Source organism: Morganella morganii (genome assembly GCF_019243775.1).
Lineage (GTDB): Bacteria > Pseudomonadota > Gammaproteobacteria > Enterobacterales > Enterobacteriaceae > Morganella > Morganella morganii.
On sequence record NZ_CP069157.1, the window covers coordinates 2,520,219 to 2,543,436 of the forward strand.

The following is a 23,218-nucleotide window of genomic DNA, read 5'->3' on the forward strand; positions in this document are numbered from 1 at the left end:
TCCCTCTCTTATTTTTTATTATGTCTGTTCCGGCCAATTGTTAATACTTATGGTCAGTATAGTAAATGTATCGTTTAAATGACTTCCCTGCTGATTTTACCTGTCAGAGAATAATTGAAAATAGGATAACGAAAAAATCGTAGAAAAAAGGCGCAAATACATCTTTTTAAGAGGAATACACTGCAATAATTACACAAACGCATGTACTGGGTGCGATGAAATACATCTCATTCTCTGCTTTTCTTCCCGGATAAACAAATCTGCGCCGGACAATAAACAACACAGACAAAAAAACTCCGCCGGGGGCGGAGCTGAGATGACTGACAGGTTATGATTAATATTCGGAATTAATAACCACTTCCTCGCCGAACTGACCGGCTTTCGGCAACGGCTGATACGAAGAGTTTGATGCGCGTAATACCCGGATACCCCGGATATTCAGTTCCCGCGCTGCGGCAATATCCGCATCCGCATCACCGTAATAAATTTTCAGTTTGTGATCACGCATCCAGCTGACTTTATTATTCTGCCCTTCCTCATCACCGGCAAAAATAACCGGGTTCATTTTATCTGCAGGAATACGCAGCCCTTCCTGCACATATTTGGTGACCGTTTCTGTTTTGGTTTTGCTGCGCCCGGTGATGAAATAAACGGTATCACCACGTTTCAGGTGCATCTGAACCAGTTCCATACCGGATTTTTTCGGCATACTGAATTTATCCCACTCATTATTCATTTTTTCCCAGAATTCCGGGTTTTTCAGATAACTGTAGTCGTTCGGGGAGTATTCCAGTTTGCCGCGGTAAAAGCCCGGGCTTGAGAATAAGACAGTGTCGTCAATATCAAAGCCCACCGCCATCGGCGGCTGCCCTTTCAGGCTCTCTTCAATCTGTTCAACCGAAATCCAGTGAATGGCATGCTGTTCTGCCAGCTGAGCAACGGTCACGCCGTCACTGACTTTTTCCGGCATGTACACTTTGGCATCAGCCACACTGTTGAGGCTCAGAGCGAGTGCCAGGGCACTCAGGGTGAGGGTCAGTTTACGCATTGTATATCCTTAATTTTCTGTGTCGATCACGCGGAGTGAGAATCTAACCATTCCGGTTTCATATTAACGTTATTCAGATCACACGGTGAGGAATCCCCGCCGCTTTATACCGGCTGACAGCCGCATGATTGTTCTGAATTCAGAACATTGTTTATCAATATCCGCACTACTCAGCTTTTCGCTTATGGATTAATTTTAATCCGCACAACAGAACGTTTCTGAGAAACACACTGTTTAAACAAAAATTACCATCAAATTACCATAAGTGAGGGTCTTAAAATGAGTAATCCGGCAAACTTTAATGGTCAGCGTCCTGTTATTAATCCTGATGATGCACTGATGTTGTTAATCGATCATCAGAGCGGATTGTTCCAGACTGTCGGCGATATGCCGATGACTGAATTACGCGCCAGAGCCGCTGTGCTGGCAAAAATGGCAACGCTCGCCAATATTCCGGTGATCACCACCGCGTCTGTGCCGCAGGGTCCGAATGGACCGCTGATCCCGGAAATTCACCAAAATGCACCACATGCTCAGTATATTGCCCGTAAAGGTGAAATTAATGCCTGGGATAACCCGGAGTTTGTGGCTGCAGTGAAAGCATCCGGTAAAAAGCAGTTAATCATCGCCGGTACCATTACCAGCGTTTGTATGGCATTCCCGGCGATCAGCGCCGTGGCTGACGGTTATCAGGTGTTTGCGGTAATTGATGCTTCCGGTACCTATACCAAGATGGCTCAGGAAATCACCCTGGCGCGCGTTGTCCAGGCTGGTGTGGTACCGATGGATACTGCAGCGGTGGCCTCTGAACTGCAAAAAACCTGGAACCGTGCGGATGCGGCAGAATGGGCACAGGCGTACACACAGATTTTCCCGGCCTATCAGTTACTGATTGAGAGCTATACCAAAGCGCAGGACGTTGTAAATAACAACGAGATTTTAGATTCACAGCGCTGATATAAAAAAACGGATGAGCGCACTGCTGCGCTCATCTCAGGCCGTTGACAAACCTGCAAGGGTTGGCAACGACCGACAGGGGTTGTAAAAATAAACCAGGAAAATCAATTTATTGATTTTCGGCTGATAACACAAAGCAGGAAAAACCACGTTTTATCCTGCTTTGTCTGCAATCACGGATGAGCACAGCAATGTGCTCATCCGCTTCAGAGAAAAGACCGGAGGGAGAAATTAATCCTGCTCTTCTTCCCCGTCATCCTCCTCTTCCGTCACCGGCTCAGGCAATGCTTCCGGTGCCGGCGTTGGTTCCGGCTGGCCGAAGCCGCGCAATCCCACCACATGCACATGTTCCTGATTATTGAAGACTTTACGTACCAGTTTGTACGTTGTGCCTTTCTCCGGACTGATATTTTCTGGTGCCGCAATAATCAGCTGCATCTGTAAGCGATCGCACAGCTCAAACAGGGTGGCTATAGATTTCGCATCCAGACGCGCTGCTTCATCCAGGAACAGCAGACGGCACGGCGAAATATCTTTGCTGCGCAGACGGCGGGATTCTTCTTCCCAGCTCTGCACCACCATCACCAGAATGGACATCCCGGTACCAATCGCCTCACCGGTGGATAACGCGCCGCTCTCGGCTTTCAGCCAGCCGTCAGAACCACGGTTGACTTCCACTTCCAGCTCGAGATAGTTACGGTAATCCAGCAGTTCCTCACCGATGGTCTGCGGCAGACGCTGCCCCATATCCACCTGCGGGTTCAGACGCTGATAGAGTTTCGCCATCGCTTCAGAGAAGGTCAGACGCTGGCTGGCGAACAGGTCCTGATGCTGCTCGTGCTCTTCGGACAGCACATCCAGCAGTATCGCGTGGCTTTCGCGGATATTCACATTCAGGCGCACCCCTTTGACCTGACCGAATGCCACGGCCTGCAGGCCCTGGTTAAGCATGCGGATACGGTTCTGTTCGCGCTGAATAGTTTTGCGGATGATATTGGCCACACTTTTCGAGCTGATCGCCAGTTTCTGTTCACGGGCGGTCAGTTCGTCGGTCAGCCGTGCCAGCTCGATTTCCATCTGTTCAATAGCGTCAATCGGATCATCAGTTTTGATAATATCCTGGCGGATACGTTCGCGCAGGTGGCGGTACACTTCGATAAAGAACTGTACTTTGCGTTCCGGACGCTTCGGATCTTCGGACAGGCGCAGTGCATCACGCAGATGTTCGTTATCCGCCACGGCCTGACGCAGTGCACCGAGGGCTTTATCCGACATGGAACGCAGTGTGTCCGCATCTTCATAAGCCAGCTCACGGCGGTGGAGGCGGCGCTCAACGCCACTTTCTTTCACCATCCGCATCACCGCACACCAGCCCGCTTTGGCGGTCACGACCTGCTCGCGGAGCTGCTGGTAATCGCGCTCTGCTTTGCGCAGACGTTTTTGCAGATTATCCATTTCCGACTCGCCGATCCCCAGCTGTTTTTCCAGCTGATTGATACGGGCGCGGTTATGGCTGACCTGGTTGTACAGTTCATCACGGCGCACACGGGCACGCTCTTCCGCATTGGCATCCGCCTGAACACCAATTTCGCTCATTTCGCGCTCAAGTTCGCGCAGCATGTCCGATTTGGTTTCATACGAGCTGCGCAGTGAGGCCAGAACCTGATTGAACTCCGCGCATTTGGTCTGCTGCTGGCGCAGCATCTCACGTGTACGGGCACGATCAGACTCCGCGTGTTCCAGACGCTGACGCAGTTTGTCATTAAGATCGGCATTTTCTGTCAGCATGCCGGCGGATCCGCCGTAATTAAAGTGCTGACGGCGCTGCGCGACTTCTTCCAGGGCAAACGCCTGCTGACGGGCCTGCTGCTGCACCTGTTTCGCGTTTTCATAATCGCGGATCAGAGCTTCATGCTGCTCCGGATCACTCTGGAGAACAGCTACCATCGGCTCCAGTTTGCGCAGCGCTGCACCGTACTGCTGAATATGACGGGCGGATTCCTGTGCATCCGTCAGCGCATCACGGATCTCATCCGCGCGATCTGCCAGTGTTTCATCAAGCAGCAGAGCGGTATTCGGGATCAGACGGTTAAGGATGCTCAGATTTTCTTTGATCTGCGCATACTGCTGACGGGCAACGGCAGTCTGCTCCTCAAACTGTGCCAGCTCGCGCTCCAGCTCATTACGGCGCTGATTCAGTGTGCGGATTTCCGCTTCCGGGTCAGCCTCAAAGGCCACTGAGATATTTTTGCCGACAAAACGGCTGAATGCCTGATGAGCACGCTGCATTTTCTGGACATCAAAAGAGAGTGTCGCCAGGCGTTCTGCCAGCTCATCCCGTTCATGTTCCAGCACTGCCAGCTGATTTTCCCGCGCCGCACGGCCGAACAGCGGCACAGACGGGAAGCGGGAGTAACGCCACTGGCGATCGGTGCTGCGCACCAGCACCGCACGCTCCAGCTCTTCGGTGGTGAAGACGCTGTCATCAAAGGATTGCGGATCCCCTTCAATCAGATAGAGATCTTCCGGACAATCATCGAGGGCATCCAGCATCGGACGCACGGCGCTGAGATCCGGCACCACAATCGCATGGCGCGCCGGGCCGTATAAGGCGGAGAAATACGGTGCGTCATCAATCGTGATGTCGTCATAGATTTCCGACAGCAATATACCACCGAAACGCTCTGCCAGGCCAAGCATACGGCCATCTTCCGCGCCGCTCGGCTGACTGAGCCGTTCAATATCTTTTTCCAGCTGTGCTTTTTTCAGCGCGATTTCATCACGCTCAACAGTCACTTCGCGCTCACGCTCCAGCAACTGCTGCATATATTCAGTGACATCATTGGCGCTGGTGAACGTCTCATGAGACTGCTCACACAATTGCGTCAGAGCTTCCTGCGCCGCCAGCCACGCCGGGGCTTTGACGGTCAGGGACTGGATTTGCTGCTTCAGCTGCTCAGTCTGCTGACGCATTTCCATACGGCGCTCGCCGCTTTCACTGACACTGACACTCAGGCTTTCCTGCTGCGCCTCAAGGGTCATCAGCATCTCATCGAGCCCGTCCGCCTCAACCTGCTGCCCGATGCGTTTGCAGAAATCATCCAGCGATTTCTGCGCATTGTGCTGGCTGTGCAGACGCTGTTCCAGTTCAGATAACTGCTGGCGCAGCGGCTGGACGCGGTCGGCCATCATCTGCTGTGACGGCAGTTCGCGCAATAATTCACGGGCGGTCTGGTAAGCTTCACTGCGGCTGACTTCACCGACCACCGATTTCACCAGTTCATAGGCCTGAGAGAACTGGCTGTGTGCGGCCTGCGCCACACTCATTTTCTGCTCAAGCACTAACAGGGATTCGGTTGCCTGCTCTTCGCGGGCGCGGAAGGTTTCCAGCCATTCATCCAGTGAATCAATATCCAGCTGCGGCAGCTGACACACCGCTTTGGCGCGTTCCAGCGCCTGTAATGCCTGCTGATACTGAATGGCGCGGGTCTGCTGAACATCCAGCGCCTGCTGGTAATCGGCCAGTTGGCTTTTCAGCTCATCCACTTCTTCTTCCGCAACATGGTTGCGTTCTTCATATTCCGCCAGCTGTTCTGCGGCTTCTTCCGCCACTTCAGTCTGTTCTTCCAGACGGAATGTCAGCTCTTCGACATCAGCCTGATAACGGTCAATTTTTTCCTGCTGACGCATGGCCGTCTGCACCAGTGTCAGATGATCACTGGCTGCCTGGTAATCCGTTTCCAGATCGGCGGATGAGGCCGTCTGCTCCGCCAGCTCGCGGGACATTTCCACCTGACGGAACTGTTCGCTGATCAGCTGTTTGCGGCTGCCGAGCAGTTCCCGGCGCACAGAGAGTGCCTGGTCGATATGCACACGGCGCTCATTGGCGTGACGCATATAATCTGCAGAAACATACGCGGTCGCTTCAGTGATCAGGTGTTTGAACAGGTCACGGTCAGACTGGGTAACGCGGATAGCTTCCAGTGTGATACGGTTTTCGCGCAGTGCCCCTTCCATATCCTGGAAGGCTTTGCGCACCCCGCTGTTCTCCGGCAGTAAATAGTCACGCAGGGAACGGGTGATAGCACTGGAGATACCGCCGTAGAGCGAAGCTTCGATCAGGCGGTAGAATTTGCTGCGGTCGCCTGCAGAACGCAGACGTTTCGGGATAACACCCAGCTCGAACAGAACCGAATGGTAATCAGTAATCGAGTTAAACTGTTTGAAATGCACACCTTCGATATCATCCAGGCGGGCTTTCAGGTCATTCAGCGGCAGAACCCGCACCTGGCGTTCACTCAGCTGTTCGCTGACAATCTGTGTCGGGGAATACTGTGTCGGTAATCCCTGAATCATAAAGGATTTGATATCGACTTTTTTATCACGTCCGGCAATCTGCTGAAGACGCACCCCCACCAGCACACGCTGATGGCGGGAGTTCACCACATCCAGCATGGCGTAGCACACGCCCGGACGCAGTTTACCGTGCAGACCTTTATCACGGGAACCGGATGTTGCCCCGGCTTCAGTGGTGTTACGGAAGTGCAGCAGGGTTAAATCCGGGATCATGGCGGTAATAAAGGCCGCCATAGTGGTGGATTTACCGGCACCGTTACCGCCGGACAAGGTGGTGACCAGCTCATCCAGATCAAAGGTGCGCGCAAAAAAGCCGTTCCAGTTGACTAACGTGAGCGAGCGGAATTTACCACGTTCAATCATTCTTCATCCTCCGCTTCATCCGTCGCGTTGTCATTATCAAATTCTTCATTATCATCGTCCTGATCCTCAGGGCGCGGGTGTTTTTCATCTTCCGCCAGAGATTGGGCCTCACCGTCGCGGATAAGACGCAGCTGCGCCTCACGCGGGTCATCCCCGCTGCGGACATCCGCTCCGAAGCGGAAAACGGATTCGGCAATCACAAACTGGCTGTTATCCGCAGAGACAAACGTGATCATCCCCAGGCGGCGCAGACGGTTCAGCGCACCACGGGTTTTTTCCAGTAATTTCTGTTTGTCCAGGTCAGAGCCGGTGGAGCGGTTATTCACCACTTTCAGTAATTTGGCTTCATCCGCCAGTGACAGCAGTTCCTCATAGAGCTCTGCCGTGGAGAAAATACCCTGGTTGGCGAGACGCTCCGGGCTGAGATACAGATAGCACAGCACTTTACCGACCAGCATTTCCAGTTCGGATAACACCGAGCGCGGGATCAGTGTGCTGGAACGCGGGCGCAGATAGAAGAACCCTTCCGGTGCACGGACCAGTTCCACGTTATAACGGGCGTAAAAGCCTTCCAGTTCATCCTGGAAATCCATCAGAAAGGCATGATTATCCAGATCATCCACGCCGATATGGCGGCCTGCGCGCAACTGGCTGTCAAGTTCCGGAAAAAGGTTGTTGGCAAGTGCCTGAGCCAGCTTTGCTGACATAAATTGTTCAATATGTGTCGATGACATGTGCCTGCACCTTCGCTCCGTATTCATTAATTGCTGACCATTCCGCCGGGATGCCTGAGAAATCAGCATCAGCCACCCCGAGGCGGACAGCCTGATCCACGATAATCCGTGCCACATCGAACTGGCGGCTGCGCGGATATTTCGCGAGGTAATCACGCAGAACCGCACCCAGATCCAGCGGCTTCGCCTGTGCTTTATACACAGCCAGCGCAGTTTCCATCATGGCGGCAAGCTCTTCGTTGACCTCGCTGAACTCTTCATATTCCAGATCCGGCGGTAATTCCCCGGTCACTTCGTCATCACGCAGTGCCATCTCTTCGTCACGCATATCCAGCAGGCGATCCGCATTAGCCACATTAAGAGCCCACGGCGAGTCAAAATAGTGCTGTACAGAATGGCGCAGACGCTGCGAGAAAATACGGTTTTTATCCATATCGATAGCGGTACGGATAAATTTATGGACATGGCGGTCATAACCAATCCATAAATCAATAGATTGCTGGCCCCAGCTGATAATGCGGTCGAGCTTGGCCTGCAGATCAAAAATCAGCTTATCCACCAGTTCAGAGCCGGTGGCGGCACTCATATTGGCATCCTGGATACGCAGCAGGTTCGCCTGTAATTTGTCACCGGCGGCTTCGAGCGTATCCTGCAGTTCCCGCAGTGTGAGAGAGGTTTCTGACAGCAACTGTTCACAGTTGGCAATCGCGGCCTGCCAGTCCTGATTCAGCAGTTTGGCGATATCGTCTTTGACGCCGTTTTGCTGCTCATCCATAACGCGCTGCGACATATCAATGCTGTCGAAGATCTCCGCCACGGAATATTTCAGCGGGGCAAACACATTACGGTGCCAGTGGAATTCATCCCCGCCCTCTTCGGCGGCATCTGCCGCGCGGCTCAGTTCACCGGCCACAATCGAGAGCTGCATGGATAAACGCAGTGAGGAAAATTCACGCTGACGGATGTAATAATCGCTGATGCCGATCCCGAGCGGGGTCAGCCGGTAAATCGCATTACCCTCAAAGATATCACTGGTAAAGCGGTTAAATATTTTCTGGCGCACCATATCATTGATGGCATTGTTCGCGCGGACCGCAACAGATTCCGTTGTCTGTTCAAAGCCTTTGCAGACTTCGCGGAAGGCATCCACCAGTTCCCCCTCGCTCATTTCACCGTCGATGCGCTCACTGTTGAGCACCGCAACAGACAGTAAAAAAGCCAGCCGTTCCGGCGGCAGCGCGATGGAGAAATCATTCTTTCGCGCCCATGCCACGAGTTCCGGGACTGTTTGGGTAAACTCACTCATTGTCCATCCTTCTGATCGGTTTTCGTGCCATAACGTGAATATAGCGGCCTAAGCTGATATAAGGCTCCTGACGGCAATAGCGTTGCTCCAGTGCCAGCAGCGCTGGGAAATCACGGTTTTGTAACTGGCGGCTCTGCAGATAATCATGGAAAACCCGCACGCCGGTTTTTGCCTCAATCGTCAGACGGCAATCATCCAGCCACTGATAAACCTGTTCCGGCATAAGGGGATTCTGCGGCGATAACGAACGCTTGCGGCGGCGCTGAATTTCCGGGGTTGCCAGATGAAAATTGCCTAATATCGCATTTCGCATCACAAGTCCGTTCGCATTGTAAAACATTAACGATAATGCACCACCGCCCGCTATTATAGCGGTCAGTGCTTCAATTGCACCTTTTTGATCTGTGATCCACTCCAAAACGGCATGAAATAATACCAGATCAAACGCCCCTTCAGTGTGAAGTGCGATATCCTGTGCCGCACAATGAATAAAGGACATATTTTCTGCCACGCCGTCATCCAGCGCGGCCTGTTGTGCGCGGGCAATCATCTCTTCTGACAGGTCGCACAATACCACCTGATGCCCCAGCGCAGCCAGACGGCGGGAGAAAAAACCGTCACCGCCGCCCGCATCCAGAATGCGCAGCGGACCCGGTTTCAGCCGGGTCAGTAAGGCGTCCAGATCCTGCCAGACCACCGCTTCGCGGATTTGCCCTTTTGTTGTGCCATAGATATTGCGGGTGAATTTCTCCGCGATATCGTCAAAATTACGATCAACCATGAAAACCTGTGTTCAGTTCCGGGGGATATTTCGGGTCAGTCTGCGGCGGTTTCCCGCGCAATCCGGCTATCTTCAATTGTATTGCCGGGCAGAGCAGTGCAATATGCAAAGTCGGTAACTATTGTGTCACAGACGTGTCTAATGTCACCCGATTTGTGCAGACTCCTGCCGTTAACCGGTGATAAATCAATCATATTTAAGGTGCGCTCATGCTGTTTGCCCTGAAAAAATACCTCGGCGGTTTTCTGATGCCGCTGCCGTTTATGCTCCTGCTGATCCTGGCCGGATTACTGCTGCTGTGGTTTTCCCGATGGCAGAAAACCGGTAAAACCCTGATCACCGTGAGCTGGCTCGGGTTGGTGCTGCTCAGCCTGCAACCGGTGGCGGATACCCTGCTGCTGACAACAGAAAAACCGTATGAAAAACGTTATGAGCTCATTACCCCGGCAGAAGTTCAGCAACAGGAACTGCGCTATATCGTGGTGCTCGGCGGCGGCTTTACCTATAACCCGGAATGGTCACCTTCCGCCAATCTGATCGGTAACAGTCTGCCGCGCGTCACGGAAGGTGTGCGTCTCGCACTGCGTTACCCGCAGGCGACGCTGATTTTCACCGGCGGGCCGGGCGCAAACAGTATCAGCAGCGCAGAGGCCGCAGCGCAAGTTGCGCAGTCACTGGGGATCCCTGCTGAACGCACACTGCCGCTGGTATTGCCGAAAGATACCGAAGAGGAAGCCGCCGAAGTGAAAAAAGTGGTGGGCGATGCACCGTTCCTGCTGGTGACCTCCGCTAACCATATGACCCGCGCCAAAGCCTTCTTTGATGCGCGCGGCCTGCACCCTATCCCGGCACCGGCTAACCAGCTGGCCGTCACCACCCCGCTGCACAGCTGGGAAAAAACCATTCCTTCCGCGTACTATCTATCACACAGTGAGCGGGTCTGGTATGAAGGGCTGGGGCGGCTCTGGCAGTCAGTAAAATCGTCAGATAATGAAGGACAGGAATAGAAGACAACAAAAACGCGGGTTCAGAAGTGACCCGCGTTTTTGTTTATGACTGATATTTCTCAGCGGGCGGCAAACAATCTGCGCACGGTTTCAAGATCTTCCGGGGTATCAACACCGGTGCCCGGCGCTTCGGATGCCTCCGCGACATGAATTTTTTCACCGTACCAGAGTACACGCAGCTGCTCGAGCATTTCGATTTTCTCCAGCGGGCTGGTTTCCCACTGAATATAGCGGCGGATAAACCCGGCGCGGTAGGCGTAAATCCCGATATGGCGCAGGAAATTATCACCGGCGCTGTCACGGCTGTGCATGAAACGCTCGCGATCCCACGGAATGGTGGCCCGGGAGAAATAGAGCGCATAGCCCTGTTTATCCATCACCACTTTCACCGCATTCGGGTTAAAGGCTTCTTCCGCTGAGGTGATTTTTACCGCCAGGGTGGCCATACCGGCTTCGCTGGCTGCCAGATTTTCAGCAACCTGCGCAATAATACTGTCAGGGATTAATGGCTCATCCCCCTGAACATTCACGATAATCTCATCATCAGCAAACCGGTAGTGATCAATCACTTCCGCCAGGCGCTCGGTCCCGGACTGATGATCTTCGCGCGTCATACAGGCTTCGCCGCCCTCTGCAATCACGGCATCAAATACCGCCTGTGTGTCAGTAGCGACAATGACTCTCGCGGCACCGGAACGTTTTGCCTGCTCCATCACACGGACAATCATCGGCTTGCCGCAGATATCCGCCAGCGGTTTACCGGGCAGACGCGTGGAGGCATAACGCGCAGGAATGATAACTGTAAACATGGAGATTATCCTTCTGAGACCGGCAATTCGCGGGCTTCATTCTCTAATAAGACAGGGATATCGTCACGGACGGGATAGGCCAGACGGCAGCCTTTGCAGATGAGTTCGAGATTTTGCTTGTCGTAGCTGAGTTTGCCGTGGCAAACAGGGCAGGCCACGATTTCGAGTAAACGGTGATCCATACGTCCCCCAATGAGATAAAAACGTTGGCTCAGAATAACATAAGCCCGGTCTCACCGTTAACTCTGTTGTTGCGATATCACTGAGATAATCGCGTTTTTACCCATATTACAGCGCGATCACATCGTTCGCTGCAATACCATAACTGCCGCGGGTCAGTGAGAATTCCACTTCCTGCCCTTCGCACAGTAATTTGTTACGGGAATTGGCGATCCCGTTACGGGTTACCCAGATATCATCGCCGCCGTTAACCGGGGAGATGAAACCGTAACCTTCTTTCGCGTCATACCATTTAACGCGGCCAAGTTGTAATTGTTTAGACATAGTATTAACTCCTTTTATATCACCAGGAATGGTATACACCCCATCGCTGGTTATGTCTGCTCCGGCCGGGCAACACGGGTGCTCTCTTTGCGAACAGCCACCCGGTAATGAGCAAAACATTATAGTTATTATTTTTTATTCTGATTTGCAGCCGGTCAGACACCTGCTGCAAAACATACCGTTTATCCGCGGGATCCGGTCATCCGCACCACAAGATTAACAAGGTGGTGTGAAAAAATTATGACAGCGGGATCAGAATATGTGTTGACACGCGGATTGGTTGCACAGTGAGATATGAAATACATCACAGAAATACAACTTTTTGATTAAGCCATATTCAGATAAAAAGCGCAAGTCCCTTTATGCATTTTTTATGTGAGATATGACTTTATCCAGAATTAAATCGGCGGATTTTGCGGGAATGGCGGCACTGACCGGTAAATACCACCAGTCAGTTGCAGAAAAGGCAAAACATTTCACTGCATCCTTCTCTGTCATCAGGAGTGACTGACCGGGTTTTATCAGTGCGGAAAGCTGTTCAGGGCTGTAAGACTGGTGATCCGGAAACGCAATACACTGTGCCGGTGTCACGCCGAGGGAGTTCAGCGTGGCAAAAAAACGCGGCGGGTGCCCGATACCGGCCATCGCCACACACTCACCGATTTCAGCCGCCGGTTTACGGGTGCCGTCAGCCAGGTTAACAGCCTCTCCCGGCACCAGTTGCATAGCGGTTTCCCCGGGTTGTGCGGTACCACCGTTGACAATCACCGCATCCACCTGTTTCAGACGCCCTGCCCGTTCCCGCATCGGCCCGGCAGGCAGCCACCAGCCGTTACCGAAACGGCGTTCGCCGTCAATCACCACGATTTCCATATCGCGCTGTAGTGCGTAATGCTGCAAACCATCATCGGTGATGATCACATCCACCGGTGCATGCTGCAAAATAGCTTCTACCGCTGCGGCACGGTCTGGCGCGACCGCAACCGGCACACCGGTACGGCGGGCAATCAGCACCGGCTCATCACCGGCCTGTGCTGTCGTCGTGTCTTTCGTGATAAGCAGCGGATAATGATCCGATTTACCGCCGTAACCGCGGGAAACCACTCCGGGACGGTAGCCACGGGCCAGCAGTTGCTCTGTCAGCCAGATAACCACCGGTGTTTTACCGTTACCGCCGGCGGTCAGATTACCGACCACCACCACCGGCACCGGCATACGGCGGGATTTTTTCAGTCCGCAGCGGAACAGCAGACGCCGCAGACCGCTCACCGCCCCGTACAAAAACGAGAGCGGCAGAAGCAGCCAGTAAAGCTTTGAGCGGCCGGACCAAATTTTATCGATCATCAGCAGTGCCGCTTAGTGACCAAACTGCATGTTATAGAGCTGCGCATAGATACCCGGCTGTTTCACCAGTTCATCATGCGTACCGCGCTCCTGCACTTCGCCGTCCTGCACCACGAGGATTTCATCCGCCTTCTCAATGGTGGATAAGCGGTGAGCGATCACCAGACAGGTACGGTTTTTCTGTAACTCATCGAGCGCGGCCTGAATCGCACGTTCAGATTCAGTATCCAGTGCCGAGGTTGCTTCATCGAGGATAAGGATCGGTGCATCACGCAGCAGTGCACGGGCAATCGCAATACGCTGGCGCTGACCACCGGAAAGCAGAACACCGTTCTCACCGATTTCGGTATCCAGCCCCTTCTCCATCTTATTGATAAAGTCCATGGCATAGGCCATTTCAGCGGCTTTTTCAATCTGCTCGCGGGTGTACTTCCCTTCTGTGGCATAGGCGATATTATTCGCGACCGTATCATTGAAAAGGTGAACATTCTGCGACACCAGCGCCACCTGACTGCGCAGTGATGCCAGCGTGTAATCGCGGATATCATTGCCGTCGATCGTAATGTGTCCGCTTTCAATTTCATAGAAACGGGTGATCAGATTGGCAATGGTGGATTTCCCGGAGCCGGAGCGCCCGACCAGTGCCACCGTTTTGCCTGACGGAATAGTGAACGACACATTTTTCAGCGCCGGGTTCTCTTTCCCCTGATAACGGAAAGTCACATTCTCAAACGCCACATCACCTTTGGCATCTTTCAGCACTTTGGTGCCGGTGTCTTTTTCCTGCTCCATATCAAGCAGAACAAACAGTGTCTGACAAGCCGCCATCCCGCGCTGGAACTGAGCGTTCACGTTGGTCAGGGATTTCAGCGGACGCATCAGAGCAATCATGGAAGAGAAGACAACTGTAATGGAACCGGCACTCAGCGCTTCTTTAATTTCAGGGAAACTGGCGGCAAACAGCACAAATGCCAGCGCAAAGGAGGCAATGATCTGAATAATCGGGTCGGCAATAGATGATGCGGTAACCAGTTTCATACCCTGGCGGCGCATATGGTTGCTGACTTTATCGAAACGATCATTTTCCACTTTCTGACCGCCGAAAATCAGCACTTCTTTATGCCCTTTCAGCATCTGTTCAGCACTGGCGCTGACCTGTCCCATGCCGCTCTGCATGTTTTTACTGATTTCGCGGAAGCGGACAGAGACTTTGCGGATAACAAAAGCCACAATCGGCGCAATAACAATCAGAATCAGCGACAGCTGCCAGCTGTTGTAAAACATAAGGCTGAACAGCGCAATAATATAAGCGCCTTCACGGACGACCGTAACCAGTGCACCGGAAGAAGACGAAGCCACCTGTTCGGAATCATAGGTGATACGGGAGAGCAGTGTCCCGGTGGATTGCTGATCAAAGAAGGAAACCGGCATGCCCATCATATGCCGGAACAGGTTACGGCGCATAGTCATAACCACTTTGCCGGACACCCAGGAGAGGCAGTAGCCTGAAACAAAACTGGAGATACCGCGTAACAGCATCAGCCCCAGGATAATCAGCGGCATGATACGGAGAAAATCATTGTCGGCAGTGCCGAAACCTTCATCAAGCAGCGGTTTCAGCAGCGACAGCATAAATGCATCGCCGCCCGCATTGATGACTAACGCAATAGCCGCCACGATGATACCTGTTTTAAACGGTGCGATTGTCGGCCATAACCGGCGGAATGTTTGCCGGGTTGAAATATCAATATCTTTCATTATTGCGTTTACCAATACTAAAAATTAGCTGCCTATATTACCCGTTTACCGGCTGATCTCCAAACCATGCGCTGAACCAGCGGGCGGAGAGATGGGTACGGTAAGTCGCGACGGATACCTCATCAGCAAAAAAGGACACAGAAATCTGGCCGCTGTGCGCAGTATCATGCCACTGCACGCCGAGATTGTGATAGCGACGGCGTACTTTATCAGAAGGCAGACGCCACGGGCTATAGCGCGCAACAGAAACCAGTGCGAAAGCGGGATTTACCGCACGAATAAAAAATTCTGATGAGGAGGTTTTGCTGCCATGGTGCGGAACTTGCAGTACTGTGGCGGAGAGTTCATCTTTATACTTAATCAGCTGTTTTTCTGCCTGTTTTTCGATATCCCCGGTCAGCAAAACCTGATGTTTACCGTCACTGATGCGGATAACACAGGAGCCGTCATTTTTGCTCAGCTGATATTTTTCGTCCGGCCATAACACCTCAAAATACAATGACTGCCATAACCACCGCTCCCCGCGGCGACAAGGTGTATCGGCCTGCGGAATGTTGCCTTTGACCACAGCGGCAGGATAAGCACTGCGCAGAGAGCTCAGTCCCCCGGTGTGGTCACGGTGGTCATGGCTGATCATAATCCAGTCCGGAGTCAGGCGGTGATAACGCAGATAAGGCAATACTGTGCGCAACCCGTCATCCCGTGACCCGAAGCGGTTGCCGGTATCATACACCACCGCCCTGCCATCTTTTATCACCACTGCCGCCAATCCGTGCCCGATATCCAGTATGGTAACTGACCACTCAGGCAGCGGAGTTTTCCGCAGATACAGACAGCAACTGAGCACCATTCCCGGCAGCAGCAGCGGGTGCTGGCGCCACATATCCAGCCGGATGATATAAACAGCCGCCCACATCAGTGGTATCCATATCAGAGCGATATGTCCGGTAACCATCCAGCCCTGTGCCAGAAACGGCAGCGGCCATAATGCCAGCGCCAGAGAGAAATCCGCCAGCGGCAATGCAGGCCCGATCAATAACCCGGCAAACAGCAGCGGCACCGTCAGAAAAGAAATCACCGGTACCACCCACAGATTGCTCAGAAACGACAGCATATTCACGCCGCCGAAGAAAAATCCCTGAACCGGCAGCAGTAACAGAAATAATCCGCACTGGTAAGAGAGAAGCGAACGGATATTGCGCCACAGGCGGGCAAAAGGTGTCAGCGGGATAAATATATTACTGCGGGAGAAAACACCGGTGTGATGCCAGAACAACAGTGCGGTAACGGCAGTATAAGACAACCAGAATCCGGCGGATAGAATTGTCAGCGGATCCGCCAGCAGTAACAGTGCGGCACTGATCATAACAAACTGATACGCTGGCAGATGGTAATGCCGCCAGCGCAGCAGATGCCACAACAGCAGCGCAGACAATGCCCGGCAGGCCGGAACCGCAAACCCGGCCAGCCAGACATAAGCAACAGCGGCACAGACTGACAGCACAGACGGAATAACAGGTGTCACCATACGCAGCGGTAACAACAGCAACAATAACCGCCCGGCCCACCATCCCCATAACGCCGCCAGCCCGATATGCAACCCGGAAATAGCCACCACATGTGCCACTCCGGTTTCCTGCACCAGTCTGCGCTGCTCTGCGGTGATGCCGCGCCGTTCACCAAATAACAGCGCCGCCATCAGTCCGTTATACGGCAGGTTATCCATCGCAGGAAGGTATGCCGCAATCATCTTCTGACGCTGACTGCAGTCTGAAGATAATTTTTCACTGCGTCCCGGCGTCAGAGAAAACAAAACCCGCTCTGACAGTAAATATTGCTGCCGGTTTGACTGTCCTTCATTTAACAGACCGTGTACCGGCCTCAGTACAGGGCGGAATATACGCCAGACTTCACCGGAACATGCCGGTTTAAATGAACCTTTTATTTTTGTATTAATAAAAACAGTATCATCATACATTTTATTATTTATATTAATAATCCGCCCTTTGACGGAATAATAGTCAGATGAGTTAATCATGACATCATGGATCATAATATCGATATTATCGGGTAGTTCAGCGGAAAAGAGTGATAATGTATTACTGATATGAATATTTACTGCCAGAAAAGTACCGGCAATAATGCGGATAAAAAAACTCAGTCTGGTGCGGATAAGAAAAAACAAGCAAATACCAGTGAATAGCAGCAGACTTTCTGCCGGTAACAACAACCGCGGAATCAGCAACAGCGGCATATGCCCGGCCACAACGGCAGCCGCAGCAAGCCAGAGCGGTAACGGACGGGGAAACAGATATTTCATCACAGCCATAACAGACATATTACTCACCGGAAAGGTAACCAGGCCGGTATTATGTTATGGCGGGCATCACGTGTTATTACGATAATAAAAAAATGCGTGTCGTCACGAATTTATATTTCAGGCATACAAATAATCAATTATTTTATGCGAGTCAACTCACAATTATTTGCTTAATTATAAACACAGTCTAATTTCCAATAGTATTTTATGGCGAACTGAATATGATGTCTCCGGTAACCTATTATTAATAAACGAATTCAACTTGCCAACACCAGAACCTTACACAACCATAATTTATTAATACAATATTAACATTTTTATAATAATGATAATTTAATGTTTGCTGCAAAAAAAAATGACGCCGGTGGCGTCATTTTTATTATCTCTGTCAATAATCAAGCATAGATATTTGCGCGGTCGCGTAACTCTTTGCCCGGTTTGAAGTGAGGAACGTGTTTACCTTCCAGTTCCACCTGTTCGCCGGTTTTCGGGTTACGACCTACCCGCGGTGCACGGTAGTGCAGAGAAAAACTGCCGAATCCACGGATTTCAATACGTTCACCGTCAGCAAGCGTATTTGCCATATGCTCAAGGATCTCTTTTACTGCTTCTTCAACAACTTTAGCCGGAAGATGAGATTGTTGGCCTGCCAGCTTCTCAATCAGTTCAGATTTGGTCATATAACCTCCTGGACTACCCTGATTATCATAAAAGCAGACCGCTTGCGCGGCCTGCTGCTGCTTAATTACTCGCCTTTAGCTGCTTTGAAAGCTTCTGCCATTGCGTTGTTAGAGAAGCCAGCTTCTTCCTGCTTGTTCACAGTAGCGATAGCGTCTTTTTCATCCGCTTCGTCTTTTGCACGTACAGACAGGTTGATTACACGGTTTTTACGATCAACACCAGTGTATTTAGCTTCAACTTCATCACCAACGCTCAGAACCAGAGTAGCATCTTCAACGCGATCGCGTGAAGCTTCTGATGCACGCAGGTAACCTTCAACGCCATCCATCAGCTCAACAGTTGCGCCTTTAGCGTCTACTGCAGTTACTTTACCGGTGACGATAGCACCTTTCTTGGTAACAGCGGTGTAGTTGTTGAACGGATCTTCAGCTAACTGCTTAACGCCCAGAGAGATACGCTCGCGCTCTGCATCAACCTGCAGAACAACAGCTGCGATTTCGTCGCCTTTTTTGTATTCACGTACTGCTTCTTCGCCTGCAACGTTCCAGGAGATGTCAGACAGGTGAACCAGACCATCGATGCCGCCATCTAAACCAATGAAGATACCGAAGTCAGTGATTGACTTGATTTTACCTTCAACGCGATCACCTTTGTTGTGAGTTTCCGCGAACTGCTGCCATGGGTTAGATTTGCACTGCTTCAGGCCCAGGGAGATACGACGACGTTCTTCGTCGATGTCCAGAACCATAACTTCAACAACATCGCCCACGTTAACAACTTTAGATGGGTGGATGTTTTTGTTGGTCCAGTCCATTTCAGAAACGTGTACCAGGCCTTCAACGCCTTCTTCGATTTCAACGAAGCAGCCGTAGTCAGTCAGGTTGGTCACGCGACCGGTCAGACGGGTGTTCTCAGGGTAACGCTTAGCGATTGCGACCCAAGGATCTTCGCCCAGCTGTTTCAGGCCCAGAGATACGCGGGTACGTTCGCGGTCGAATTTCAGCACTTTAACAGTGATTTCGTCGCCGACATTCACGATTTCGCTTGGGTGTTTAACACGTTTCCACGCCATATCAGTGATATGCAGCAGACCATCAACGCCGCCCAGATCAACGAATGCACCGTAGTCAGTGAGGTTCTTAACGATACCTTTAACTTCCATGCCTTCCTGCAGGTTTTCCAGCAGCTGATCGCGCTCTGCGCTGTTTTCTGACTCGATAACTGCACGACGGGAAACAACCACGTTGTTGCGTTTCTGATCCAGCTTGATTACTTTGAACTCAAGCTCTTTGCCTTCCAGATGCGTGGTGTCACGAACAGGACGCACGTCAACCAGTGAACCCGGCAGGAACGCACGGATGCCGTTCAGTTCGACAGTGAAACCGCCTTTAACTTTACCGTTGATAACACCGGTAACAGTCTCAGCTTCTTCGTATGCTTTTTCCAGCATCAGCCATGCTTCGTGGCGTTTTGCTTTCTCGCGGGACAGAACAGTTTCACCGAAACCGTCTTCTACTGCGTCCAGAGCAACATCAACTTCGTCGCCAACCTGGATTTCCAGCTCGCCCTGAGCATTTTTGAACTGTTCTACCGGGATAGCAGATTCTGATTTCAGACCTGCGTCAACCAGAACTACGTCTTTATCGATAGCGACAACAGTACCACGGACGATAGCGCCCGGACGGGTTTCGATAGCCTGCAGGGATTCTTCAAAGAGTTGAGCAAAAGATTCAGTCATGTTTGATCTTCAAGTGTTTAAGTATTAACGTCCATTTAGCATCCGGCCGAATGGGGTTGTTTCACATACCTTGCAACATTCCTTGTCACAAAGGGGTGGCAGAAAACTGCTTCTTTGCCTTGTTCTCTGCCGGTAAAAAACTTCAACTTAACATTATAAACAAAAACGAATACAGAAACCTACTAAAAAACACGTTTTCAGTCAGATTTTCCGCAAATTTTGTTTATCATTCCGCCGTTTCTGCCAGTTTTTCCTTCGTATAACGAAGGGCTTCGGCAATAACGTCGTCAATTGACATGGTTGTTGAGTCCAGAATCAGCGCATCGCCGGCAGCCACCAGCGGGGCAACCGCACGGTTGCGGTCGCGGAAATCACGCTCTTCTATCTCAGCAAGAAGGCGGTCAAAATTAACACTAAAGCCTTTGTCCTGCAACTGCTTCATCCGGCGGTGGGCGCGCTCCTGCGCACTCGCGTCGAGGAAAATTTTCACCGGGGCATCCGGGAATACTACCGTGCCCATGTCGCGGCCGTCGGCAATCAGGCCCGGCGCCACACGGAATGCGCGCTGACGGCGCAGCAGAGCTTCACGGACACGCGGGAACGCCGCGATTTGCGAGGCTGTCATACCCACTTCTTCCTGACGGATAGCCCGGCTGACATCCTCACCTTCCAGAATTGTCTCAGGACCGGTGTCTTTTGCCAGGAATTTCACATCCAGATTAGCCGCCAGCGGAACCAGTGCATCTTCCGAAGTGATATCCACATGATGATGCAGTGCCGCCAGTGCCAGAACGCGGTAAATTGCGCCGGAGTCCAGTAAATGCCATCCCATTTCGTTTGCCAGTGCGTGACAAAGGGTACCTTTGCCCGCGCCGCTCGGGCCGTCAATGGTAATGACCGGAACATATACTGCCATGCGCGCTCTCCTGTCGCAGTCCGGCGGCCGTCACAACGGCCGCCTGAAAAAAGATGCCCGTATTATACGCATCTGTGACAGCAGAGGAAACGCCCTGCGCGCAGAACGGCGTTTTTTTATTCTGACAGTGCCGCCAGCTCACTGAAGTAGCCGGGGAAGGTTTTTGCCGTACAGCCCGGATCGAGGATCGTGACCGGGGTGTCTGACAGTGCCACCAGCGAGAAACACATGGCGATGCGGTGATCGTTATAGGTTTCAATTTCCGCATGCTGCAGTTTTGCCGGCGGGGTGACCTGAATGTAATCATGCCCCTCTTCCACCTGTGCGCCGACTTTACGCAGTTCAGCTGCCATTGCACTGAGACGGTCTGTCTCTTTCACCCGCCAGTTATAGATATTGCGGATAGTGGTTGTCCCTTCGGCGAACAGCGCGGTGGTGGCAATCGTCATCGCCGCATCCGGGATGGCGTTCATATCCATATCGATGCCGTGCAGAGTATCGCGGGTACATTCAATGTACGTGTCCGCAAATGTCACTTTCGCGCCCATTTTTTCCAGCACTGCCGCAAATTGCGTGTCACCCTGCAGACTGTTACGCCCGATGCCGGTAACCCGCACGGTGCCGCCTTTAATGGCTGCCGCCGCGAGGAAATAGGAGGCGGATGACGCATCCCCTTCCACCAGATATTCACCCGGGGACTGATACTGCTGTTTTCCTTTGATCAGGAAACGCCGGTAATCTTCATTCACCACCGTGATGCCAAAAGAGGACATCATCGCCAGCGTGATATCAATATACGGTTTGGACACCAGCTCACCGCTGATAGTGATTTCGGTGTCATTCTCCGCCGGTGGTGCTGCCATCAGCAGCGCGGTCAGAAACTGGCTGGATACGGAACCATCCACACTGATGCGGCCGCCGGTAAAGCCACCGCGGATCCGCAGCGGCGGATAACCGTCATTTTCCGGAAAATCAATCTGTGCGCCGCCCTGACGCAGTGCATCGGTCAGATGACCAATCGGGCGCTCTTTCATACGCGGTTCGCCGGTCAGGGTAATGTCATTATCCCCGAGACACAGTGCCGCAGTCAGCGGGCGCATTGCCGTTCCGGCATTACCGAGGAACAGATCAATACCTTTAAATCCGCTGATCGGTTTGCCCTGACCTTCCACAATACATTCGGTTTTGTCGTCAGAAAGCTGATAACGGATCCCCAGTTCCCGCAGTGCGCTGAGCATATGGCGGATATCATCGCTGTCGAGCAGGTTGATAAGGCGTGTTGTGCCCGCAGCCTGTGCCGCCAGCAGCAGTGCCCGGTTGGAGACACTCTTGGAGCCGGGCAGGTTAATCGTCCCGTTAATGCGGGCGATCGGTTGTAACGTCAGGGAATCCATACGAAGTTATTCTCCGGTGTGTAAACATAAAAACGAAAAACGGGGCCGGATGCTTACCCGGTCCCGGAAAAATGTCTGCAAAAAATCAGCTGTGGCGGCTTTCAAACTCCGCCATAAATTCGGCCAGTGCACGCACGCCTTCATACGGCATCGCATTATAAATGGAGGCGCGCATCCCGCCGGCAACTTTGTGCCCTTTCAGGGAAACCAGTCCCTGTGCCTGTGCTTCGGCGAGGAATTTACTGTCCAGTGACGGATCAGACATCTGGAACGGCACGTTCATCAGGGAACGGTTGGCCGCCGCCACACGGTTAATATAGAAATCACAGTGATCCACCGCAGAGTAAAGCAGTTGTGCTTTATCATAGTTGATCCGGGCGATTTCCTGTAAACCGCCCTGTTCAATCAGCCACTTAAAGACCATGCCGGAGAGATACCAGGCAAAGGTCGGCGGGGTGTTGAACATGGAGTCACATTCACTCAGTACGGTATAGTCGAGGATGGACGGGGTTTCTCTGCGCGCTTTGCCCAGCAGATCCTCACGGATAATCACCAGGGTCAGCCCGGCCGGGCCGATATTTTTCTGCGCGCCCGCATAAATCATCCCGAAACGGCTGACATCCAGCGGTTTGGACAGGATGGCCGAGGAGTAATCCGCAATCACGATTTTATCGCCGAAATCCGGCTCTTCATGGATAGCGATACCATCAATGGTTTCATTCGGGCAGTAGTGAACATAGGCTGCATCATCACTGAGCTGCCATTCGCCCATCGGCTTCACGCCGATACCGTCTTCCGATTCGGTTCTGACATTAATAATGTTCGGTGTGCAATATTTTTTTGCTTCTTCTGCCGCACATTCCGCCCAGTATCCGCCCACCACATAATCCGCTTTGGTTTTCTCGCCCAGCAGGTTCATCGGCAGTGCGGCAAAATGTCCGCGTGCGCCGCCGTGACAGAACAGCACTTTATAGTTATCCGGCACCGCGAGGATCTGACGCAGATTATTTTCCGCTTCCTTTGCCACCGACATAAACTCTTTACTGCGGTGACTGATTTCCATGACTGAGGTGCCGAGCCCGCGCCAGTTGCACAGTTCCTGCTCAGCACGGCGCAGCACTTCTACCGGCAGCATAGCCGGACCGGCACTAAAGTTATATACCTGACTCATTGACCTCACCCTATCTGTAAATTAATGCCCT

18 protein-coding genes are annotated in these 23,218 nt (G+C 52.2%); 2 read left to right on the forward strand and 16 right to left on the reverse strand.

Annotated elements, in window-relative coordinates; all coding sequences use genetic code 11:
- Positions 1-334: 334 nt before the first annotated feature.
- Positions 335-1,048, reverse strand: a complete 714-nt coding sequence (gene aphA / locus JL661_RS12210) for an acid phosphatase AphA (RefSeq protein WP_004235840.1) — start codon at positions 1,046-1,048, stop codon at positions 335-337.
- Between the two features lie 279 nt (positions 1,049-1,327).
- Between aphA and JL661_RS12215 the strand changes: the two genes are divergently transcribed.
- Positions 1,328-2,005 carry a hydrolase gene (locus tag JL661_RS12215; RefSeq protein ID WP_004235839.1) on the forward strand — a complete coding sequence of 226 codons (678 nt, stop codon included), beginning with the start codon at positions 1,328-1,330 and terminating at the stop codon, positions 2,003-2,005.
- Between the two features lie 231 nt (positions 2,006-2,236).
- Here JL661_RS12215 and mukB read toward each other — a convergent pair whose 3' ends face one another.
- Genes mukB through cmoM form a run of 4 tightly spaced genes read right to left on the reverse strand, consistent with a single transcriptional unit; the run spans position 2,237 to position 9,545 of the window.
- Positions 2,237-6,724, reverse strand: a complete 4,488-nt coding sequence (mukB, locus tag JL661_RS12220) for a chromosome partition protein MukB (RefSeq protein WP_062772342.1) — start codon at positions 6,722-6,724, stop codon at positions 2,237-2,239.
- Positions 6,721-7,458: a chromosome partition protein MukE gene (mukE, locus tag JL661_RS12225; protein ID WP_062772339.1), complete on the reverse strand. Its 738-nt coding sequence runs from the start codon at positions 7,456-7,458 to the stop codon at positions 6,721-6,723. Before mukE ends, mukB begins: the two co-directional genes overlap by 4 nt.
- Entirely contained in the window at positions 7,439-8,764 is a 1,326-nt protein-coding gene (mukF, locus tag JL661_RS12230; protein WP_036416998.1) for a chromosome partition protein MukF, read from the reverse strand. Before mukF ends, mukE begins: the two co-directional genes overlap by 20 nt.
- The gene (cmoM, locus tag JL661_RS12235; RefSeq protein ID WP_004235834.1) at positions 8,757-9,545 is read right to left on the reverse strand and encodes a tRNA uridine 5-oxyacetic acid(34) methyltransferase CmoM; all 789 of its coding nucleotides are present in this window, start codon (positions 9,543-9,545) and stop codon (positions 8,757-8,759) included. The genes mukF and cmoM overlap by 8 nt, the downstream gene beginning before the upstream one ends.
- Before the next feature lie 209 nt (positions 9,546-9,754).
- Here cmoM and elyC point away from each other — a divergent pair, with 209 nt between their 5' ends.
- On the forward strand, positions 9,755-10,552 hold the full coding sequence (gene elyC / locus JL661_RS12240) for an envelope biogenesis factor ElyC (protein ID WP_062772336.1): 798 nt from the start codon (positions 9,755-9,757) through the stop codon (positions 10,550-10,552).
- 59 nt (positions 10,553-10,611) lie between these two features.
- On the opposite strand, the gene kdsB is transcribed toward elyC, so the two are convergent.
- The 11 genes from kdsB to serC all read right to left on the reverse strand — a co-directional run bounded on the left by kdsB (position 10,612) and on the right by serC (position 23,187).
- The gene (gene kdsB / locus JL661_RS12245; RefSeq protein WP_004235831.1) at positions 10,612-11,361 is read right to left on the reverse strand and encodes a 3-deoxy-manno-octulosonate cytidylyltransferase; all 750 of its coding nucleotides are present in this window, start codon (positions 11,359-11,361) and stop codon (positions 10,612-10,614) included.
- A gap of 5 nt (positions 11,362-11,366) precedes the next feature.
- Positions 11,367-11,543 carry a Trm112 family protein gene (locus tag JL661_RS12250; RefSeq protein ID WP_004235830.1) on the reverse strand — a complete coding sequence of 59 codons (177 nt, stop codon included), beginning with the start codon at positions 11,541-11,543 and terminating at the stop codon, positions 11,367-11,369.
- 106 nt (positions 11,544-11,649) lie between these two features.
- Positions 11,650-11,865, reverse strand: coding sequence for a cold-shock protein (locus tag JL661_RS12255; protein ID WP_004241772.1), 216 nt, complete (start codon positions 11,863-11,865; stop codon positions 11,650-11,652).
- A 360-nt stretch (positions 11,866-12,225) separates the two neighbouring features.
- Positions 12,226-13,209, reverse strand: coding sequence for a tetraacyldisaccharide 4'-kinase (gene lpxK / locus JL661_RS12260; protein ID WP_062772333.1), 984 nt, complete (start codon positions 13,207-13,209; stop codon positions 12,226-12,228).
- Between the two features lie 12 nt (positions 13,210-13,221).
- Positions 13,222-14,967, reverse strand: coding sequence for a lipid A ABC transporter ATP-binding protein/permease MsbA (msbA, locus tag JL661_RS12265; protein WP_004235826.1), 1,746 nt, complete (start codon positions 14,965-14,967; stop codon positions 13,222-13,224).
- Between the two features lie 37 nt (positions 14,968-15,004).
- On the reverse strand, positions 15,005-17,305 hold the full coding sequence (locus JL661_RS12270) for a DNA internalization-related competence protein ComEC/Rec2 (RefSeq protein ID WP_062772330.1): 2,301 nt from the start codon (positions 17,303-17,305) through the stop codon (positions 15,005-15,007).
- A 377-nt stretch (positions 17,306-17,682) separates the two neighbouring features.
- The gene (gene ihfB, locus JL661_RS12275) at positions 17,683-17,967 is read right to left on the reverse strand and encodes an integration host factor subunit beta (protein ID WP_004235823.1); all 285 of its coding nucleotides are present in this window, start codon (positions 17,965-17,967) and stop codon (positions 17,683-17,685) included.
- Between the two features lie 65 nt (positions 17,968-18,032).
- Positions 18,033-19,706, reverse strand: coding sequence for a 30S ribosomal protein S1 (rpsA, locus tag JL661_RS12280; RefSeq protein ID WP_004235822.1), 1,674 nt, complete (start codon positions 19,704-19,706; stop codon positions 18,033-18,035).
- A gap of 226 nt (positions 19,707-19,932) precedes the next feature.
- A complete protein-coding gene (cmk, locus tag JL661_RS12285; protein WP_004235820.1) occupies positions 19,933-20,622 on the reverse strand; it encodes a (d)CMP kinase in 690 nt (229 codons plus the stop codon).
- Positions 20,623-20,738: 116 nt separating this feature from the next.
- Positions 20,739-22,016 (reverse strand): 3-phosphoshikimate 1-carboxyvinyltransferase, encoded by a 1,278-nt coding sequence (gene aroA, locus JL661_RS12290; protein WP_049246896.1) that lies wholly within the window; start codon positions 22,014-22,016, stop codon positions 20,739-20,741.
- 85 nt (positions 22,017-22,101) lie between these two features.
- Positions 22,102-23,187, reverse strand: coding sequence for a 3-phosphoserine/phosphohydroxythreonine transaminase (serC, locus tag JL661_RS12295; protein WP_062772328.1), 1,086 nt, complete (start codon positions 23,185-23,187; stop codon positions 22,102-22,104).
- Positions 23,188-23,218: the final 31 nt, after the last annotated feature.

Bases quoted from the DNA above. Each gene is read 5' to 3' on its own strand.
- JL661_RS12270 (WP_062772330.1), bottom strand. From the start codon at position 17,305: ATGTCTGTTATGGCTGTGATGAAATATCTGTTTCCCCGTCCGTTACCG.
- msbA (WP_004235826.1), bottom strand. From the start codon at position 14,967: ATGAAAGATATTGATATTTCAACCCGGCAAACATTCCGCCGGTTATGG.
- cmoM (WP_004235834.1), bottom strand. From the start codon at position 9,545: ATGGTTGATCGTAATTTTGACGATATCGCGGAGAAATTCACCCGCAAT.
- JL661_RS12255 (WP_004241772.1), bottom strand. From the start codon at position 11,865: ATGTCTAAACAATTACAACTTGGCCGCGTTAAATGGTATGACGCGAAA.
- mukE (WP_062772339.1), bottom strand. From the start codon at position 7,458: ATGTCATCGACACATATTGAACAATTTATGTCAGCAAAGCTGGCTCAG.
- JL661_RS12215 (WP_004235839.1), top strand. From the start codon at position 1,328: ATGAGTAATCCGGCAAACTTTAATGGTCAGCGTCCTGTTATTAATCCT.
- elyC (WP_062772336.1), top strand. From the start codon at position 9,755: ATGCTGTTTGCCCTGAAAAAATACCTCGGCGGTTTTCTGATGCCGCTG.
- aroA (WP_049246896.1), bottom strand. From the start codon at position 22,016: ATGGATTCCCTGACGTTACAACCGATCGCCCGCATTAACGGGACGATT.
- mukB (WP_062772342.1), bottom strand. From the start codon at position 6,724: ATGATTGAACGTGGTAAATTCCGCTCGCTCACGTTAGTCAACTGGAAC.
- lpxK (WP_062772333.1), bottom strand. From the start codon at position 13,209: ATGATCGATAAAATTTGGTCCGGCCGCTCAAAGCTTTACTGGCTGCTT.
- kdsB (WP_004235831.1), bottom strand. From the start codon at position 11,361: ATGTTTACAGTTATCATTCCTGCGCGTTATGCCTCCACGCGTCTGCCC.
- JL661_RS12250 (WP_004235830.1), bottom strand. From the start codon at position 11,543: ATGGATCACCGTTTACTCGAAATCGTGGCCTGCCCTGTTTGCCACGGC.
- ihfB (WP_004235823.1), bottom strand. From the start codon at position 17,967: ATGACCAAATCTGAACTGATTGAGAAGCTGGCAGGCCAACAATCTCAT.
- rpsA (WP_004235822.1), bottom strand. From the start codon at position 19,706: ATGACTGAATCTTTTGCTCAACTCTTTGAAGAATCCCTGCAGGCTATC.
- serC (WP_062772328.1), bottom strand. From the start codon at position 23,187: ATGAGTCAGGTATATAACTTTAGTGCCGGTCCGGCTATGCTGCCGGTA.
- aphA (WP_004235840.1), bottom strand. From the start codon at position 1,048: ATGCGTAAACTGACCCTCACCCTGAGTGCCCTGGCACTCGCTCTGAGC.
- cmk (WP_004235820.1), bottom strand. From the start codon at position 20,622: ATGGCAGTATATGTTCCGGTCATTACCATTGACGGCCCGAGCGGCGCG.
- mukF (WP_036416998.1), bottom strand. From the start codon at position 8,764: ATGAGTGAGTTTACCCAAACAGTCCCGGAACTCGTGGCATGGGCGCGA.